Origin of the sequence: Philodulcilactobacillus myokonensis, from assembly GCF_027923585.1 — a bacterium.
GTDB lineage: Bacteria > Bacillota > Bacilli > Lactobacillales > Lactobacillaceae > Philodulcilactobacillus > Philodulcilactobacillus myokonensis.
This window is the reverse complement of record NZ_BRPL01000002.1, coordinates 893,870-911,137: the sequence shown is the minus strand read 5'-3', so window position 1 is coordinate 911,137 and position 17,268 is coordinate 893,870. Positions and strand designations below refer to the sequence as shown.

Annotated in this window: 15 protein-coding genes; all 15 read left to right on the top strand. The window is 33.0% G+C overall.

Going from position 1 to position 17,268, the window contains the following annotated elements; translation table 11 throughout:
- Nucleotides 1-124: 124 nt before the first annotated feature.
- The 15 genes from rimP (at nt 125) to WR164_RS04675 (ending at nt 17,259) form a co-directional block, all read left to right on the top strand.
- Nucleotides 125-598 (top strand): ribosome maturation factor RimP, encoded by a 474-nt coding sequence (gene rimP / locus WR164_RS04745; RefSeq protein ID WP_286136409.1) that lies wholly within the window; start codon nt 125-127, stop codon nt 596-598.
- Between the two features lie 14 nt (nt 599-612).
- Nucleotides 613-1,746, top strand: coding sequence for a transcription termination factor NusA (nusA, locus tag WR164_RS04740; RefSeq protein ID WP_286136408.1), 1,134 nt, complete (start codon nt 613-615; stop codon nt 1,744-1,746).
- Between the two features lie 25 nt (nt 1,747-1,771).
- On the top strand, nt 1,772-2,071 hold the full coding sequence (gene rnpM / locus WR164_RS04735; protein WP_286136407.1) for an RNase P modulator RnpM: 300 nt from the start codon (nt 1,772-1,774) through the stop codon (nt 2,069-2,071).
- A complete protein-coding gene (locus tag WR164_RS04730; protein WP_286136405.1) occupies nt 2,061-2,372 on the top strand; it encodes a L7Ae/L30e/S12e/Gadd45 family ribosomal protein in 312 nt (103 codons plus the stop codon). The genes rnpM and WR164_RS04730 overlap by 11 nt, the downstream gene beginning before the upstream one ends.
- Nucleotides 2,373-2,398: 26 nt before the next feature.
- Entirely contained in the window at nt 2,399-4,570 is a 2,172-nt protein-coding gene (gene infB / locus WR164_RS04725) for a translation initiation factor IF-2 (protein WP_286136403.1), read from the top strand.
- Nucleotides 4,571-4,587: 17 nt separating this feature from the next.
- On the top strand, nt 4,588-4,944 hold the full coding sequence (gene rbfA / locus WR164_RS04720) for a 30S ribosome-binding factor RbfA (RefSeq protein WP_286136402.1): 357 nt from the start codon (nt 4,588-4,590) through the stop codon (nt 4,942-4,944).
- Nucleotides 4,945-5,019: 75 nt separating this feature from the next.
- Nucleotides 5,020-5,931, top strand: coding sequence for a tRNA pseudouridine(55) synthase TruB (truB, locus tag WR164_RS04715; RefSeq protein ID WP_286136401.1), 912 nt, complete (start codon nt 5,020-5,022; stop codon nt 5,929-5,931).
- Nucleotides 5,932-5,941: 10 nt separating this feature from the next.
- Nucleotides 5,942-6,892, top strand: coding sequence for a riboflavin biosynthesis protein RibF (gene ribF / locus WR164_RS04710; RefSeq protein ID WP_286136400.1), 951 nt, complete (start codon nt 5,942-5,944; stop codon nt 6,890-6,892).
- A gap of 102 nt (nt 6,893-6,994) precedes the next feature.
- Entirely contained in the window at nt 6,995-8,041 is a 1,047-nt protein-coding gene (hrcA, locus tag WR164_RS04705; protein WP_373876896.1) for a heat-inducible transcriptional repressor HrcA, read from the top strand.
- 16 nt (nt 8,042-8,057) lie between these two features.
- Nucleotides 8,058-8,624, top strand: coding sequence for a nucleotide exchange factor GrpE (grpE, locus tag WR164_RS04700; RefSeq protein WP_286136399.1), 567 nt, complete (start codon nt 8,058-8,060; stop codon nt 8,622-8,624).
- A gap of 49 nt (nt 8,625-8,673) precedes the next feature.
- Nucleotides 8,674-10,548 carry a molecular chaperone DnaK gene (dnaK, locus tag WR164_RS04695; protein WP_286136398.1) on the top strand — a complete coding sequence of 625 codons (1,875 nt, stop codon included), beginning with the start codon at nt 8,674-8,676 and terminating at the stop codon, nt 10,546-10,548.
- A 124-nt stretch (nt 10,549-10,672) separates the two neighbouring features.
- Nucleotides 10,673-11,827 carry a molecular chaperone DnaJ gene (dnaJ, locus tag WR164_RS04690; protein WP_286136397.1) on the top strand — a complete coding sequence of 385 codons (1,155 nt, stop codon included), beginning with the start codon at nt 10,673-10,675 and terminating at the stop codon, nt 11,825-11,827.
- Between the two features lie 151 nt (nt 11,828-11,978).
- On the top strand, nt 11,979-13,817 hold the full coding sequence (lepA, locus tag WR164_RS04685; protein WP_286136396.1) for a translation elongation factor 4: 1,839 nt from the start codon (nt 11,979-11,981) through the stop codon (nt 13,815-13,817).
- 156 nt (nt 13,818-13,973) lie between these two features.
- Nucleotides 13,974-14,954, top strand: coding sequence for a hypothetical protein (locus tag WR164_RS04680; RefSeq protein ID WP_286136395.1), 981 nt, complete (start codon nt 13,974-13,976; stop codon nt 14,952-14,954).
- A 1-nt stretch (nt 14,955) separates the two neighbouring features.
- Nucleotides 14,956-17,259: a bifunctional glycosyltransferase/CDP-glycerol:glycerophosphate glycerophosphotransferase gene (locus WR164_RS04675; RefSeq protein ID WP_286136394.1), complete on the top strand. Its 2,304-nt coding sequence runs from the start codon at nt 14,956-14,958 to the stop codon at nt 17,257-17,259.
- Nucleotides 17,260-17,268: the final 9 nt, after the last annotated feature.

The following is a 17,268-nucleotide window of genomic DNA, read 5'->3' as shown; positions in this document are numbered from 1 at the left end:
ACTACTATGAAATTTGAGTTTTTACGATTATTATGATAATATATGTTTTGTATTGATAACTCGTATGAAATGAGTGAGCAGGGATGCTCACTCTTTTTATTAGACTTTTTAAGGGGGCGTTTAATTGAGTAAGGTCGTAGATACTGTTACCGATGTTCTTAATCCAATTTTAAAACAGCATCACTTTAATTTATTTGACGTTAATTTCGTTAAGGAAAGTCAAAAATGGTATTTGAGGGTATACATTGATAAACCAGGCGGAATTACAATCAATGATTGTGCTTTGATTAGTGATGAATTAGGACAAAAATTAGACGAAATGGATCCAGATCCAATTCCACAGGCTTATTATTTAGATGTATCGTCACCTGGTGCTGAACGTCCATTAAGAAATATAGCCGAATTAAAACAGGCAATCAATGAATATATCCATGTTTCTTTATACTATAATGTCAAAAAGCAAAAAGTGTACGAAGGAACATTTAAAAAAATGGATCATGAAAATATCGTATTAGAATACAATCATAAAGGACAATTCAGAAATATTACCATTCCAATTAAAGCAATTGCTAAAGCTAGATTGGCAATTAAGTTCTAAAAAAGGAGATTCTTATGAGTAAAGAATTAGTAGGGGCTTTTGATGCCTTAGAAAAAGAAAAAGGAATCAAAAAAGAAACCATTATTTCAGCATTGGAAGCTGCTTTAACCTCAGCTTACAAAAGAAATTACAATCAAGCCCAGAATGTTGACGTTGAATTTGATCAAAAGCATGGAGCAATTCATGTTTATGCTGTTAAAAAGATAGTTGATCAAGTTGCTGATTCTAGGTTGGAATATAGCCTAGATGATGCTTTACAAATTAATAAAGGTTATGAAGTTGGGGATGAAATTAAATTTGAAGTTACCCCAAAGAACTTCGGCCGAATTGCAGCCCAAACAGCTAAACAGGTTGTGATGCAAAGAATCAGGGAAGCCGAAAGACAAGGTGTATATGACCAATATAGTAAGTACCAAGACGAATTAATTACTGGTGAAGTTGAACGTGAAGATAACCGCTTTGTTTACATTAATTTAGGTAAAGTTGAAGCAGTAATGCCTAAGCGTGGTCAAATGCCAAATGAAGTTTATCGTCCGCAGGATAAAATTAAGGTTTACGTTACAAGGGTTGAAGATGCTTCTAAAGGTCCACAAGTTTTTGTTAGTCGAACTGCTCCTGGTTTATTAAAACGACTATTTGAACAGGAAGTTCCAGAAATTTATGACGGCACTGTTGAAATTTTATCGATCGCTAGGGAAGCTGGCGACCGAGCAAAAGTTGCTGTTAGATCTACTGTTGATGGAATTGATCCTGTTGGAACGACGGTTGGTCCTCGTGGTGAACGTGTTCAGTCAATTGTTAATCAATTGGATGGCGAAAATATGGATATTGTTCAATGGACGGACAATAAAGCTGAATTTATTGCCAATGCTTTAAACCCAGCCGAAGTATTGGATGTTATTTTTGATCCTGACAATGAACAAGCTTGTACCGTTGTTGTTCCTGATGATCAATTATCATTGGCAATTGGGAAACGCGGGCAAAATGCACGATTGGCTGCCAAGTTAACTGATTATAAAATTGATATTAAATCTGAATCTGAAATGAAATCTTCTGATAATACCAACAATAACGAATCTTCAGATGATAAAGAATCTGATAAAGATCAAAATGATGAATCATCTCAAACTAAACCAGATGAAAAATAATTGATTTTAGAAGGTGGCATTTAAAATGAGACGTCGTAAAATTCCAATGAGAAAAGATATTGTTACCGGTGAATCAGCACCCAAAAAAGAATTAATTCGAATTGTCCGAGATAAAAATAATAATGTATCGATCGATAAGACTGGTAAAAAATCTGGTCGTGGAGCATATATTACAATGAATGCTGATGTTGCTAAAAAAGCAAAAGCAACTAAAATTTTTGATAAAAGTTTTGGTGTTAAATTAGATAATCATTTTTATGATCAATTAATTGATTATGCCGAACATGAACAAGCAAGAAAGCAATTATTCCAAAATGACAAATAAAAAAAAGTTTCTTAATCTTTTGGGAATTGCTAGACAATCTGGTAACATTATTATTGGAGAAGATAATGTTCTTTCTGCAATTAAAAATCAGCAAATCCGATTTTTAGTAATTGCTAAAGATAGTGGTCAATCAACAAGTAAAAAGTTTCACGATAAATCCAAATCACACCAAATTCCCTTTTATGATCGTTTTAATCGGGAAGAAATTAGCAAAGCAATTGGGATGTCTAGAACCATTATTGGAATTAATAATGATGGCTTTGCCAAACATTTGAACAAGATGGTGATGAACATGGATTAATTTAATAAACAAAGGATGGTGATGATATGGGTAAAAAACGTATTTATGAATTAGCAAAAGAACTGCATATCACTAACAAGAAATTAGTAGATACAGCTAATCAAAATGGGCTTCATGTAAAAAACCATATGTCAACACTTAGTCAACAAGAAGAAAATAAACTGAGAAATGTATTAAAACCGAAGTCTCATAACAATGCTACCCACCAGTCTTCAAACAATCATCATAAGAATTCTGAAAATAATAACAATCGAAACAATAATAATGGCGGTCGTTTTGGTGGTAGCTTAAAACGAAATAATCATCATAACCATGGAAATGGTAATAACAGAAGATATGGCAAGAAAAGACGTCGTCGTTTTAACAAATATGCTACTAATCAAAGGATTAAGCCAAGTCATAACCACAAACAAACGACTAGAAGAAAAGAACGTCCATTACCAAAAACTTTGGTTTATGAAGTTGGGATGAACTGTCAAGATCTAGGTAAAATTCTTCACCGTTCTCCGTCAGAATTAGTTAAGAAGTTATTTATGCTTGGAATTATGGCTAATCAAAATAAGTCTTTAGATAAGGATACAATTGAATTGTTAGCTGCTTCTTACAATATTAATGCAAAAGAAAAGAAGCATGAAGACTTATCTGATATTGATAAGATTTTCCAAAAAGAAGAAAAAAATACCAAGTATGAAGAACCAAGAGCACCGGTTGTAACCATTATGGGACATGTTGATCATGGTAAAACAACCTTACTTGATCATCTTAGACATTCTCATATTACTTCTGGTGAAGCAGGTGGAATCACTCAAGCCATTGGTGCATATCAATTAAAACATAATGGTAAAATGATTACTTTCTTGGATACACCTGGTCATGCTGCATTTACAGAAATGCGTGCCCGTGGTGCTGATATTACTGATATTACAATCTTAGTTGTTGCTGCTGATGATGGTGTAATGCCACAAACAGTTGAAGCAATTGATCATGCTAAGGCAGCTAAAACACCAATTGTCGTTGCAATTAATAAAATTGATAAAGAAGGGGCTAATCCTCAACACGTTGCACAGCAATTAACCCAGTACGGATTAATTCCAGAAGACTGGGGTGGTAACACCATGTTTGTCAATATTTCTGCTAAAGTTGGTACCAATGTTGATAAACTATTGGACATGGTTATTCTCCAAGCAGAAGTAATGGAATTAAAGGCTAATCCAAAGCAACACGCTGCTGGTTCAGTGATTGAAGCTCGATTAGACCGTGGACAAGGTCCAGTTGCAACTGTTTTAATTCAACAAGGAACCATGCACGTTGGTGATCCTATTGTTGTTGGCGATACCTATGGGCGTGTTAGAACAATGCATGATGAATTTAGACACGCAGTTAAAACTGCTAAGCCATCAACACCAGTAGAAATCACTGGATTGAATGATGTTCCTGAAGCCGGTGATCGATTCGTTGTCTTTGATGATGAAAAATCTGCTCGATCCGTTGGTGAAAAACGTGCTGAAGAATCACAGATGGAAGAACGTAAGAAGACTAATACAGTTACCTTAGATAATCTCTTTGACTCACTTAAAGAAAGTGAAAAGAAAGAGGTCGACATTATTATTAAAGCTGATGTTCAAGGTTCTGTTGAAGCTTTGGCATCGAGTTTAAAGAAAATTGAAGTTAAGGGTGTTAAGGTAAACATTATTCATAGTGCAGTTGGCGCAATTAGCGAAAGTGATGTTGCATTGGCAGAAGCCAGTCATGCCATTATCATTGGATTTAATGTCACTCCAACACCAAGTGCTAGATCACAAGCTAAAAATAGTAACGTTGATATTCGACTCCATCGAATTATTTACGATGCAATTAATGAAGTAAAATCAGCAATGAAGGGTAAATTAGCACCAGTTTACAAACCTGAAATTACTGGTGATGTCGAAGTAAGACAACTTTACAAGGCTTCTAAAGTTGGTACCATCGCCGGTGGAATGGTAACCAATGGTTATATTAAGAGTGATAGCAAAATTCATTTAATTCGTGATAATAAAATTATTTATGATGGTGAATTAGCTAGTTTGAAGCGTTATAAAGATGACGTCAATGAAGTTAAACAGGGTTATGAATTAGGTCTTACAATTCAAGATTATAATGATATTAAAGTTGGCGATGTAATCGAGGCATATGTTATGAAGGCCGTTCCCGTAAAATAAAGAATGGAGGGATTTAAATGGCTAAACATTACAGAGTCGGAAGATTAGAACAAGAAATTCAACGTGAAGTCGATGACATTCTTTTGAAAAGAATTAGAGATCCAAGAACTAAGGGCGTAACAATTACTGGTGTTGATGTTACTGGTGATCTTCAAAATGCTACGATTTATTACAGTATTTTAGAAGATGATCAACACAGCCAAAAGATTACCCAACAGGGATTGGATAAAGCAACTGGATTAATCAGAGGCGAATTGGGTTCTAGGTTAAGTATTTATAAAACACCTACAATTCAATTTAAACGTGATAAATCAATTCAGTATGGAGATAACATTGACCGATTAATTAATAAATTAAAACGTGAAGATCGTTAAAAATTAAGGCAGGTTAATTCTGAGTGGGATTAACCTGCCTTTTTTATTATTGATATTAAATGGAAGTGATAATGAATGAATGGAATTTTGCCACTTTATAAACCACGTGGGATGACAAGTTTTGATTGTGTTCGAAAATTAAGAAAAATATTGAATACTAAAAAAATTGGGCATAGTGGGACTTTAGATCCAAATGTTGATGGTGTTTTACCAATCTGTATTGGAAATGCTACTAAAGTTGTTGATTTCTTAATGGGACACAGTAAAATATATCAGGGCAGTATTACCCTTGGTTTAATGACAACTACTGAAGATTTAGATGGTGAAGTAATTAAAAGAAAAGCAATGATGGTACCACTATCTAATCAGCAGATCAATTCGGGGTTGCATAAAATGGTTAGTGATGATTTAATTCAAATTCCACCAATGTATTCTGCAGTAAAGGTAAATGGTAGAAAATTATATGAATACGCGCGGGCACATCAGAATGTAAAGCGTCCTAAACGTCATATTCAAGTTAAATCATTTGAACAAATTAAACCATTTCAATATAATGCTTTAAAGCATCAACAGACAATTTACTTTCGCGTTAAGTGTAGTAAAGGAACTTATGTTCGAACGCTAGCGGTCGATTTTGGAAAACAATTTCATATTCCTGCTGTAATGTCTGATTTGAAAAGATTATCAAGTGGCGGATTTGATCTTTCACAAACTTATTCATTTGAGGAAATTCAATCAGCCGTTTTGAATCATCGGATTGAAAAATTATTAAAACCAATTGATACAATTTTACAACAATATGTCCATGATAGTATTGATGATTATCAATGGAAACGAGTTATTAATGGTGCTTTTTTATACCCAGATGAATTAAAAGCACAGGGATCAAAAATCGTAATTACTTATCGTGGGATTGTTAGAGCTATTTATTACTATGATGATAAAATAAAAAAATACAAACCATATAAAATGATTAATATTAGGTAGGTGGAAACAAATGGAAATCATTACTCTTCATCATCCCAATCATCGTCAATTAGGATTTTCTAAACCATCAGTTTTGGCAATGGGATTTTTTGATGGGGTTCATCTTGGCCATCAAGCAGTTATTAAAAAGGCTAAATCCATTGCAAAAGCTAAGCATTTAAAATTGGGTGTGCTGACTTATGATCATCATCCGGCAGTCGTTTACCAGAAAATGGATTATTTAAGTAAAAGCTACATCACTCTTTATCATACTAAAATGAATATTTTAGCCTCAATGGGAGTTCAATTTGTATATGTGATTAATTATACATATGCCTTTCAAAATCAATCTCCTAAAGCTTTTGTGAACCATTATTTAATGAATATGAATTTAGATACTGTTGTAGCAGGTTTTGACCATACTTATGGTGATAATCAAAATCATGATGCTGATATGAAAGCACTACCATCATATGTTCATCATCAAATCAACGTTGTTAGTGTTGATGATCGAACAGCCAATTACCATAAAATTAGTTCAACTAGAATTAAAAATGATTTGTCAAATGGAAATATTGCAACCGTTAATTCGCTATTAGGAAGATGTTTTACAACCAACGGCCTAATTGTCCATGGATATGCAAGGGGACGCAAACTTGGTTTCCCCACGATTAATGTTGAACATAATCAATATCAATTATTGCCTAAAGTCGGCGTTTACGTTGTAGAAGTAGAAATTAATCATCATTTTTATGGTGGGATGGCATCAATTGGTCATAATGTTACATTTGGTAATTCAAATCCGATTACAGTTGAAATTAATATTTTCAACTTTCATCAGAATGTTTATGGTGAAAAAGTTAAAATTTATTGGGATGATCGAATCAGAAACCAAATTAAGTTTGATTCCGTTGATTCATTGATTAAACAATTGCGTAATGATCAAGTTATTTCGATGAAATACCTTCAATCCAAAAAATAATTTTGTCATAGGTACATTTCTTGACTTATATATGGGGCTTTGGTACATTATATATGTGCCTTAGCACTTGTGTTATGTGAGTGCTAAAAAGAGGTGATTGATTTGGAGCTTAGTAAACGAGAAAAGATAATTCTTAGAGCAATCGTAAATCATTACACAAAGGATGGTTTACCAGTAGGTTCTAAGCTATTAGCAAATCAACTACCAATGCGCGTTAGTTCAGCAACAATTAGGAATGAAATGGTTTATTTAGAAAGTTTGAATTTGATTAACAAAACCCACTCATCATCTGGACGGGTTCCAACAATTAAGGGTTATCGTTATTATGTTGACCATTTAATTCAGCCTAATCCGATCAACAAAAATGATGAGGATATTATTCAAAAAACGTTAAATGGTAATTTTAGTAAGATGGATGAAATTGTTAAAAAATCTGCTAATATTTTATCTGATTTAACGCATTATACGGCGTTAACATTACGTCCAGAACAAAATAATGTTCGTCATTTAAAGGGATTTCGGTTGGTAGCATTAAGTAATTATCAAGTTATGGCCATATTAGTAACTGATAATAATGAAGTGCAGAATCAAATTTTTAATATTTCTAAATCTATTTCTGGAGACCAGTTAGAAGCGGTCGTAAGATTAATTAATGACAAACTAACTGGAATGTCCATTCCTGATGTAATTAAAAAATTGCAAACGGAAATTCCCGCTGAAATAACTAAGTATATTCATACGCCAAGTGGTTTTTTAAGTACTTTTAACGATGTATTAGATAAAGCAGCTAGAAACCAATTTTACATTGGTGGTGAATTGAATCTATTGAATTTTACTGATAGTAGTAATACAAAGGAATTAAAGTCAATTTATTCACTTCTGGATAAGACTGATGATGTTTCAAAGTTTATTGATAATCATGATGGCCCCGTATCAGTTAAAATTGGTAATGAAATTAGAAATCATTTGTTTAATCATTATAGTTTAATTACAGGGACTTATGATGCTGGTCAATTTGGTAAGGGAATCATTGCAGTCTTGGGTCCAACTAGAATGCCATATTCTAAAGTAATTGGAATTGTAAGTGCATTTAGAGAAGAATTGGCTAAAAAATTAATTACTTATTATAATAATTATTATCATCGGTAAACAAGGAGGCATTTAAATGTCAGAAAAAGATGTTAAGCGTCAAGCAAAAACTGATGATTCTACATCAAAACAAGCTAAGTCATCAAGTAAATCAAAATCAAAAGCATCTACTAAAAAAGTTGATGCCCATGCTAAGGAAGTTGCAGATTTAAAAAAGCAGTTGGATAGCATGGAAAATCGTTACTTGCGTGCAGAGGCTGATATGAAGAATATTCAGCGTCATGCTCGTGAAGAACAAGCGGATTTACTAAAATATGATGGTCAAAAATTAGCTAGTAATATTTTGCCTGTGGTTGATAATTTAAAGCGGGCAATGGAAGTTAAAGTTTCTGATAAAAATGGCAAACAATTAAAACAGGGTGTTCAAATGGTCTATGAGCATTTGAACAAAGCCTTGTCTGATAATAATGTTAAAAAAATTGAAGCTGACGGTAAGAAATTTGATCCAAAATATTTCCAAGCTGTTCAAAGCATGCCAGCTAAGAAAGATCAGCCACATGACCAAGTTGTTAAGGTACTTCAAGATGGCTATCAAATTGCTGACCGGGTTTTAAGGCCAGCAATGGTTATCGTTTCTAAATAATGTTGATTAAAATTTAAAATTAAAAAATAAAAAAGCGAGGGATTTAATTATGGCAAGTAACAAGATTATTGGTATCGATCTTGGAACTACTAATTCAGCAGTTGCTGTTTTAGAAGGTAATGAACCAAAAATTATTACTAACCCTGATGGTGCACGTACAACGCCTTCAGTAGTTGCATTCAAAAATGGTGAAACACAAGTTGGTGAAGTTGCAAAGCGTCAAATGATTACTAATCCAAACACAATTTCATCAATCAAGAGACACATGGGAGATAATAATTACCGAGTTGACGTTAACGGTAAGAAGTATACCCCACAACAAATTTCAGCAATGATTTTACAATATATTAAGAATTTCTCTGAAAAATATATTGGTGATACAGTTAACAAAGCAGTTATTACCGTCCCTGCATACTTTAATGATGCTCAAAGACAAGCTACTAAGGATGCTGGTAAGATTGCTGGTTTAGATGTTAAGCGAATCATTAATGAACCAACTGCTGCATCACTAGCATATGGCTTAAACAAAAAAGATAAGAATCAAAAGATCCTTGTTTATGATTTAGGTGGAGGTACCTTTGATGTTTCCGTCTTAGAATTAGGTGACGGGGTCTTCCAAGTACTTTCTACTAATGGTGATACTCACCTTGGTGGTGATGATTTTGACCGAAGAATTATGAACTGGTTAATTGATGGATTCAAGAAGGATCATAATATTGATCTATCTAAAGATAAAATGGCATTACAAAGATTAAAGGATGCTGCTGAAAAAGCTAAGAAGGACTTATCTGGTGTTAGCCAAACCGAAATCAGTTTACCATTCATTGCTTCAGGTGATAATGGCCCATTACATTTACAGACTACTTTAAGTCGTGCTAAATTTAATGAATTAACATCTGATTTAGTTGATAAAACCAAAGTTCCATTTGATAACGCATTAAAAGATGCTAACTTATCTGCATCTGATATTGATAATGTAATCTTAAATGGTGGATCAACTAGAATTCCTGCTGTTCAAGAAGCTGTTAAATCATGGACTGGTAAGGAACCTAATCATTCAATTAACCCTGATGAAGCCGTTGCTTTAGGTGCTGCTGTTCAAGGTGGAGTTCTTACTGGTGATGTTAAAGATGTTGTTCTATTAGATGTTACTCCACTATCACTTGGTATTGAAACCATGGGTGGCGTCTTTACTAAATTAATTGATCGAAACACAACTATTCCAACATCTAAGACCAAAGTATTCTCTACTGCAGCTGATAATCAACCTGCCGTTGATATTCATGTATTACAAGGTGAACGTCCAATGGCAGCTGATGATAAGACACTTGGTCAATTTCAATTAACTGATATTCCACCAGCACCACGTGGCGTTCCACAAATTGCCGTTACATTCGATATTGATAAAAACGGGATTGTTAACGTTTCAGCTAAGGATAAAGGCTCTGGTAAGCAACAAAAGATTACCATTAAGGATTCCAGTGGCTTATCAGATGAAGAAGTTAAAAAGATGATGAACGAAGCTAAGAAGAATGAAGCTTCTGATAAGAAACGTAAAGACGAAGCTAATTTGAAGAATGAAGTTGATCAATTAATATTCAGAACTGATAAGACATTGAAAGATGTTAAAGGTAAAGTATCAGAAGATGAAATTAAGAAAGCTAAAGATGCAGAAGATGCATTGAAGAAGGCTAAGAAAGATAATAACTTAGACGATATGAAAGCTAAGAAAGATGCTTTAACCAAACAAGTTCAAGGCTTAGCTGTTAAGTTATATCAACAAAACCAAGCTAAAGGTAAGGGTGGTAACACTCAAACCAATGGTTCTAATGGTAATTCTTCAAATAATGGAAATAACGGTAATGGAAATAATGGTAAAACTGTTAACGGTAACTTCCATGAAGTTCATAAAGATAATAAATAATCATTTAAATATAAATGATATGATGGTAAAAAGTCAGAGCTTGTTTAAGGCTTTGGCTTTTTATTGTAAAATATGCTATATTTAATTTGATATTTATAAATTTAGAAATAATAGGGGGTTAACGATGGCTAGTAAGGATTATTATAAGATATTAGGTGTTTCAAGAGATGCTAGTCAATCCGATATTAACCATGCTTATCGAAGATTAGCAGCTAAATATCATCCTGATATTAATCATGCACCTGGTGCTGAAGATAAATTTAAAGAAATTAATGAAGCACATGAAGTTTTAAGTGATAAACAAAAACGTGCTAATTATGATCAATTTGGAGATGCTGATGCTTCCCAAGGTGGCGGCTTTGGTGGCTCTGGATTTAGTAATGCCGGAGGTGCCGGCGGTTTCGGTAACTTTGGTGGTGGCGATTTTAGCGATATCTTTAATTCAATGTTTGGTGGCGGAAGAACTAGACGTCATGATCCTAACGCACCTAGACGTGGCCGTGACTTACAGTATAATATGACCATTGATTTTAAAGATTCCATTTTTGGTAAAAAAACCAAAATTAACTATCAACGTGATGAAACATGTGATACTTGTCACGGTAGTGGTGCTAAACCAGGAACTCATCCGGAACAATGTCAAAATTGTAATGGAACTGGCATGGTAACAAGGGTCGCTAAAACACCATTAGGCCAAATGCAAACTCAATCACCTTGCCCGGTTTGTCATGGAACTGGTAAAATTATCAAGCATAAATGCCCAACTTGTCATGGAGAAGGAATTAATCATTCTGAACATGAAATTGAAGTTAATATTCCAGCTGGAATTGATGATGGTAATCAAATGCGTCTTCAAGGCCAAGGGGAAGCCGGATCTAATGGTGGACCGTACGGAGACTTATTCATTGTCTTTCGAATCAGACCAAGTAAAGATTTCCGTCGTGAAGGATTAAACCTTTACTATAACCAGCCACTTACATTCTCACAGGCATCACTAGGTTCTGACGTTAATGTTAAAACAATGTATGGTAACGTTAGTTTGAAGATTCCTGCCGGGACCCAAACTGGAACCACTTTTAAATTAAGAGGAAAGGGTGTTCCACAGATTCACGGTAGTGGTCATGGTGATCAAAACGTAATTGTTAAAGTTGATACACCTAAGCATTTGAACAAGCGTCAAAGAATTGCAATGCGTGCTTTTGCAGAAGCTAGTGGTGAATTAAAAGGTAATAAAGGCAAAGGTTTCTTTGATAAAATGAAGGAAGCCTTTGATAAATAAATGCTTTTATAAAAATAAAAGTCGTATCTAGAATTTTCTAGATACGATTTTTTATTATCTTTGACTTTAAGGAGTAATTGCACTATCATCACTGTTTTGGGTTTGTTATAATTAATAGATAGAACTAAAATAATAAAAGGTAGGAATAAACATGGATTTTAATAAAATGAAAGAGCATCAAAAGTATATTCGTAATTTTTCAATTGTTGCTCACATTGACCATGGTAAATCTACGTTAGCAGATCGAATTTTAGAATTAACGGATACAATTGATAAACATGACATGAAAAGTCAAGTTTTGGATGATATGGATTTAGAACGAGAACGTGGAATCACAATTCGTTTGAATGCTGTTGAATTGAAATACCATGCTGATGACGGCCATACGTATACATTTCATTTAATTGATACGCCTGGACACGTTGATTTTTCTTATGAAGTTTCAAGAAGTTTAGCTGCTTGTGAAGGTGCTGTTCTAGTTGTTGATGCATCTCAAGGGGTTCAAGCTCAAACTTTAGCTAATGTTTATTTAGCAATTGATGATGATTTAGAAATTGTTCCAGTTATTAATAAAATTGATTTGCCATCTGCTCAACCAGAAAAGGTCAAGAGTGAAATTCAGGATGTAATTGGTTTAGATACATCTGATGCCGTGATGGCAAGCGCTAAAAAAGGCATTGGAATTAAAGACCTATTAGAACAAATCGTTCATAAAATTCCAGCACCGTCAGGCAATTTAAGGGATCCTTTAAAAGCATTAATTTTTGATGCAAAATATGATGACTATCAAGGAGTTGTTTTGAGCGTTCGATTATATGAGGGGACTGTAAAACCTGGCGATCGAATTAAATTAATGAATAATGGTAGTGAATATAACGTCGTATCAGTTGGTGTTAATTCACCACATCCAATTGAAAAAGATTATTTAATGTCTGGTGACGTTGGATACATTACTGCTAGTATTAAAGATATCAGGACTACCCGGGTTGGGGATACCATTACATGTGTTGATAATCCAGCTGAAAAGGAATTACCTGGTTATCGTGAAATGAAGCCAATGGTGTACGCTGGATTATACCCAACCAATAACGAAGATTTTGGTGATTTAAGGGACTCACTATCAAAATTACAACTAAATGATTCTGCATTGGAATTTGAACCGGAAACTTCTCAAGCATTAGGATTTGGCTTTAGGTGTGGATTTTTAGGAATGCTCCACATGGATGTTGTTCAGGAGCGGTTGGAACGTGATTTTGGGATGCAATTGATTATCACGGCTCCATCTGTTACTTACCGCGTTGATACCACTGATAATAAAGTTATCAGCGTTCAAAATCCTTCTGAAATGCCTGATGTTTCAACAATTAAAGATGTCAAAGAACCATTCGTTAAAGCGACAATTATGACACCCAATGATTATGTTGGTGCAGTAATGCGATTATGCCAGCATCGACGTGGTCAATTTGAAACGATGGAATATTTGGATAAGTATCGTGTTAATGTTATTTATGATATGCCGCTTTCGGAAATCATTTATGATTTTTTCGATAATTTGAAATCTAGTACCCACGGTTATGCTTCATTAGATTATCAATTAGAAGATTATCGTGCTAGTGATTTAGTAAAAATTGATATTTTATTGAATGGTCAAAAAATTGATGCATTAAGTTTTATTTCACACCGTTCATTTGCTAACAGTAGAAGTCGTGTGATTGTTAAAAAATTAAAGGATTTAATTCCAAGAAAGAATTTTGAAATTCCGATTCAAGCTGCCATTGGTTCTAAAATTATTGCAAGAACAAATATTAAAGCTTATCGAAAAGATGTTACCGGTCCACTATATGGTGGAGATCAAACTAGAAAAGATAAGTTGTTAAATAAGCAAAAGGCTGGTAAAAAACGAATGAAAGCAGTTGGAAAAGTTGATGTTCCACAATCTGCTTTTATGGCCATTTTAAAAACCGATGAAGATGAAAAAGGTGGCAAATAAATTTAAGTAATCGTTAACTTTAACATCAACCTGTAATTATTTCAGGTTGATTTTTTGTTAACAAAATTTAATATATTTTCACTTTGGTTTATAATTTAACTAATTTATCCGTGATATAATTAATTAAGGAAATAATAATAATTAGGGGCTAGATTCATGCAATTTCTAATTAATGTTTTACCAAATAATCATTTAACGAATCATAAATTAAAACTTTTAATTGAAAACATTGCTTATCAAAATAATTCGAATGTTCAATTAATTATTAAAAAATCATTTATAAATCATGAAATGATTGATTTTTTAAGTCATGCTTCTTTAAAAATTCAAATTGTTAACCACTATTCTGATGTTTCATTAGATAAGGACGACAGTTATTATTGGATTAATTTAAAAGATAACGATTGTTTATTACCATCAGCAATTGATCAATGGCAATCAGTTTTATGCCGCCATCCTTCATCAGAATTGTGGCTGCACAGTTTAAAAAACGAAAAATCATTTAATCAACAAATGAACTATTTAATAAAAAAAGCCGACCATGCTAAGCGGAATACAATTCAAAATTTGTTTTACCAGCATGTTCAATTGAAAGATTTATCATTAAAACAAAAACTGGCAATTTCGTTCGGTTTACAGGAATATAATATTTTAAAGGATACCGATCGTTTTGATTTTTTAAGTCAGTCTGCTGATATGAATTTAAATCAAATTTTATTTAAGTGTAATCTAAATACATTGCAAAAATTTGATCCATCTAAATTTACAACCATTTTGCACTTAATGTTAGATCATCAAGAAATATTAAGTTTACAAATGCCCACGGTTGCAATTAGTTTAATGAAATTAAATCGTCAAATGGAATGGTTGAACCAAGTATTTACTGGAATGAGAGACATTGGTGATGCAAACTTTTTAGGTTCGTACCATGTTTTTGCTGCTAACCAAATTAAGAATTCACTTTTGATACTTCGAAATTCTAAGTTAAATCGTTCAAAGAAACGCAAAATTTTGGATCGAATTATTCAATATAATCAAAAATTACCTTATATTTTTAGAATTAAGAATATTTCTAAAATGGCGATGGGACGTCTAACACGTTTCTCTAATCAATTATTATCAAAGAAGGGATTATAGAATGGATTTTAGTATCATTACACCGTGTAAAAGCAATGATGTTAAAAAATTAACTGCACTAAAAAATAATTTAGACCAACAAAGCGGCGTTGACTTTGAATGGATCATTGCTTCAAATAAAACGATTGACAATTTTTCCGATGCGTCATTTCCAATTCATATTGTTAATGATTCTAAAGATACCGTTGGATCTGCTAGAAATGCTGCCATTCTTAATGCTAATGGTAAGTATTTGGTCTTTATTGATGTTGATGATTTCTTAAGTTTTAATGTGTTAAAACAAGCAAAAACTATTTTAGATCAAAATCAAAACAATGCTATTTTGGATTTAAATGCTTATTTAACCTATGAGCCTGAAAATTCATTTTTAGAAGCACAAAAGCAAGGTAAACATTATTTAGATGATCTTCCAAAATGGGGTGGGAGAAAAATTGAACGGCCGGTTAACCGTCAGTTAAAATTTAATTCAAAAATGATCAATGATCTTGGAATTAAAAATGAAAAATATTCTGAATGGCTGAAACATCCATATTCAATTTACAATCAAAAAGATTATTTTGATCATATGAAAGATGAATTAGTTGTTTCTGGAAAAATTATTCCTAAGCAGTTATTTGTCGATCATAATTTAAAATTTGATGAAAATAACCCACTTCATTCATCAGTTAAATTAATGTTGCAAGTTGGACAATTTACCAGTCATTGGCTAGTTTTAAATGACTATGCTTACATCTTGGTTCGACATAATGACCCGGTAAATGATCCATCATTGGATCAGGTTGTACGGCCCGACCGTTGGGAACAATGGATTAATGCTTGTATTGTTGGATATCAAAGCATTCATGATCCATTCATTCAACATGCATTTGCTAGTTATACGATTCAAAAAATCCATGAAAGATTTTATAAGGCCGTTATTTTGCATGATTCTAATATTGGTAACGTCCAAAATACATTAAAGAAGTTACAAAATTATTTACGATTACTTTCAAATCGTGATTTTCATAGTATTAATATCTTAAGTCAAAGAATTTTAATGGAAGTTAAAAATGGTAATTTTGCTCGAGCTAAATATTTAATGGTTAGTTTAATTGCAACAAGGGATGCCCATAAATTAGTTGTTAATCGTGGTCGTGGAGCTACCAGGGCATCATATGAATTGCTTTTTAAACATCTTTCCGTTAATCCAAGGGTGATTATTTATGAATCATTTTTGGGACGTAACTATTCTGATAGTCCGAAATATATTTATAAGTATATCCAAAAACACTATCCTGGAAAATTTTTGAATGTTTGGGTTGCTGCTAACGATCAAATCAAGAAGGATCTAAAAAACGAACCGAATACGATTGTTGTTAATCGTTTTGGCTTCAAATATATGTATTATTTAGCAACATCTAAGTATCAAGTCTTTAACATGCGTCAGCCAAAATGGTTTGATAAGAAAAATGGGACTAAATTTATTGAAACTTGGCATGGGACGCCACTAAAACACTTAGTTTTTGATATGGACAATGTGGCAAGTGCAACTTCTCTATATAAACAAATTTTTTATCATCAATCTAGACAGTGGGATTATTTAGTTACTGCTAATCAATTTTCTGCCAACGTATTTAGTCATGCTTTTATGTATCCTAAAGATCACATGTTAAAGTCTGGATACCCTAGAAATGATATTTTAAATAATCCCAATCGTGACCGGATTGCTAGAAAAATTAAAATAAAACTTGGCATTCCATTAGATAAAAAAGTGATTTTATACGCACCAACATGGCGGGATGATCAATACTTTAGTGCTGGTAATTATAAATTTCAACTAAAATTAGATATTGCAAAGTTAAAGCGGGCACTTGGTAATGATTATGTTATGGTACTAAGAACCCATTATTTTATTACTAATCATTTAGATACATCTTCATTTGGTGATTTTGTTTATAATGAATCTGATTATGATGATATTGCTGAATTATACTTGATTTCAGATCTTTTAATTACTGATTATTCAAGCGTCTTCTTCGATTATTCAATTTTGAAACGACCAATCTTGTATTATGTTTATGATTACTCTAAATATGCTGGTGTCTTAAGAGGATTCTACTTGAACATGGAAAAAGATTTACCTGGCCCATTATTAAAAACTAGTGATGAAGTCTTAAATGCAATCCAAAACATTGATCAAATTAAGGATAAATATAAGGATCGTTACCATCAATTCAATCAACGTTTTAGTGCTTGGGATGATGGTCATGCAACTGAGAGAGTAGTTCATGCCATGCTAAAAAACGATCCGAGGATTCAAAATTAAGATAAAAAA

Excerpts from the sequence above, each read along its gene's own strand:
- nusA (WP_286136408.1), top strand. The coding sequence starts at position 613 with ATGAGTAAAGAATTAGTAGGGGCTTTTGATGCCTTAGAAAAAGAAAAA.
- rnpM (WP_286136407.1), top strand. The coding sequence starts at position 1,772 with ATGAGACGTCGTAAAATTCCAATGAGAAAAGATATTGTTACCGGTGAA.
- WR164_RS04730 (WP_286136405.1), top strand. The coding sequence starts at position 2,061 with ATGACAAATAAAAAAAAGTTTCTTAATCTTTTGGGAATTGCTAGACAA.
- infB (WP_286136403.1), top strand. The coding sequence starts at position 2,399 with ATGGGTAAAAAACGTATTTATGAATTAGCAAAAGAACTGCATATCACT.
- rbfA (WP_286136402.1), top strand. The coding sequence starts at position 4,588 with ATGGCTAAACATTACAGAGTCGGAAGATTAGAACAAGAAATTCAACGT.
- truB (WP_286136401.1), top strand. The coding sequence starts at position 5,020 with ATGAATGGAATTTTGCCACTTTATAAACCACGTGGGATGACAAGTTTT.
- ribF (WP_286136400.1), top strand. The coding sequence starts at position 5,942 with ATGGAAATCATTACTCTTCATCATCCCAATCATCGTCAATTAGGATTT.
- grpE (WP_286136399.1), top strand. The coding sequence starts at position 8,058 with ATGTCAGAAAAAGATGTTAAGCGTCAAGCAAAAACTGATGATTCTACA.
- dnaK (WP_286136398.1), top strand. The coding sequence starts at position 8,674 with ATGGCAAGTAACAAGATTATTGGTATCGATCTTGGAACTACTAATTCA.
- dnaJ (WP_286136397.1), top strand. The coding sequence starts at position 10,673 with ATGGCTAGTAAGGATTATTATAAGATATTAGGTGTTTCAAGAGATGCT.
- lepA (WP_286136396.1), top strand. The coding sequence starts at position 11,979 with ATGGATTTTAATAAAATGAAAGAGCATCAAAAGTATATTCGTAATTTT.
- WR164_RS04680 (WP_286136395.1), top strand. The coding sequence starts at position 13,974 with ATGCAATTTCTAATTAATGTTTTACCAAATAATCATTTAACGAATCAT.
- WR164_RS04675 (WP_286136394.1), top strand. The coding sequence starts at position 14,956 with ATGGATTTTAGTATCATTACACCGTGTAAAAGCAATGATGTTAAAAAA.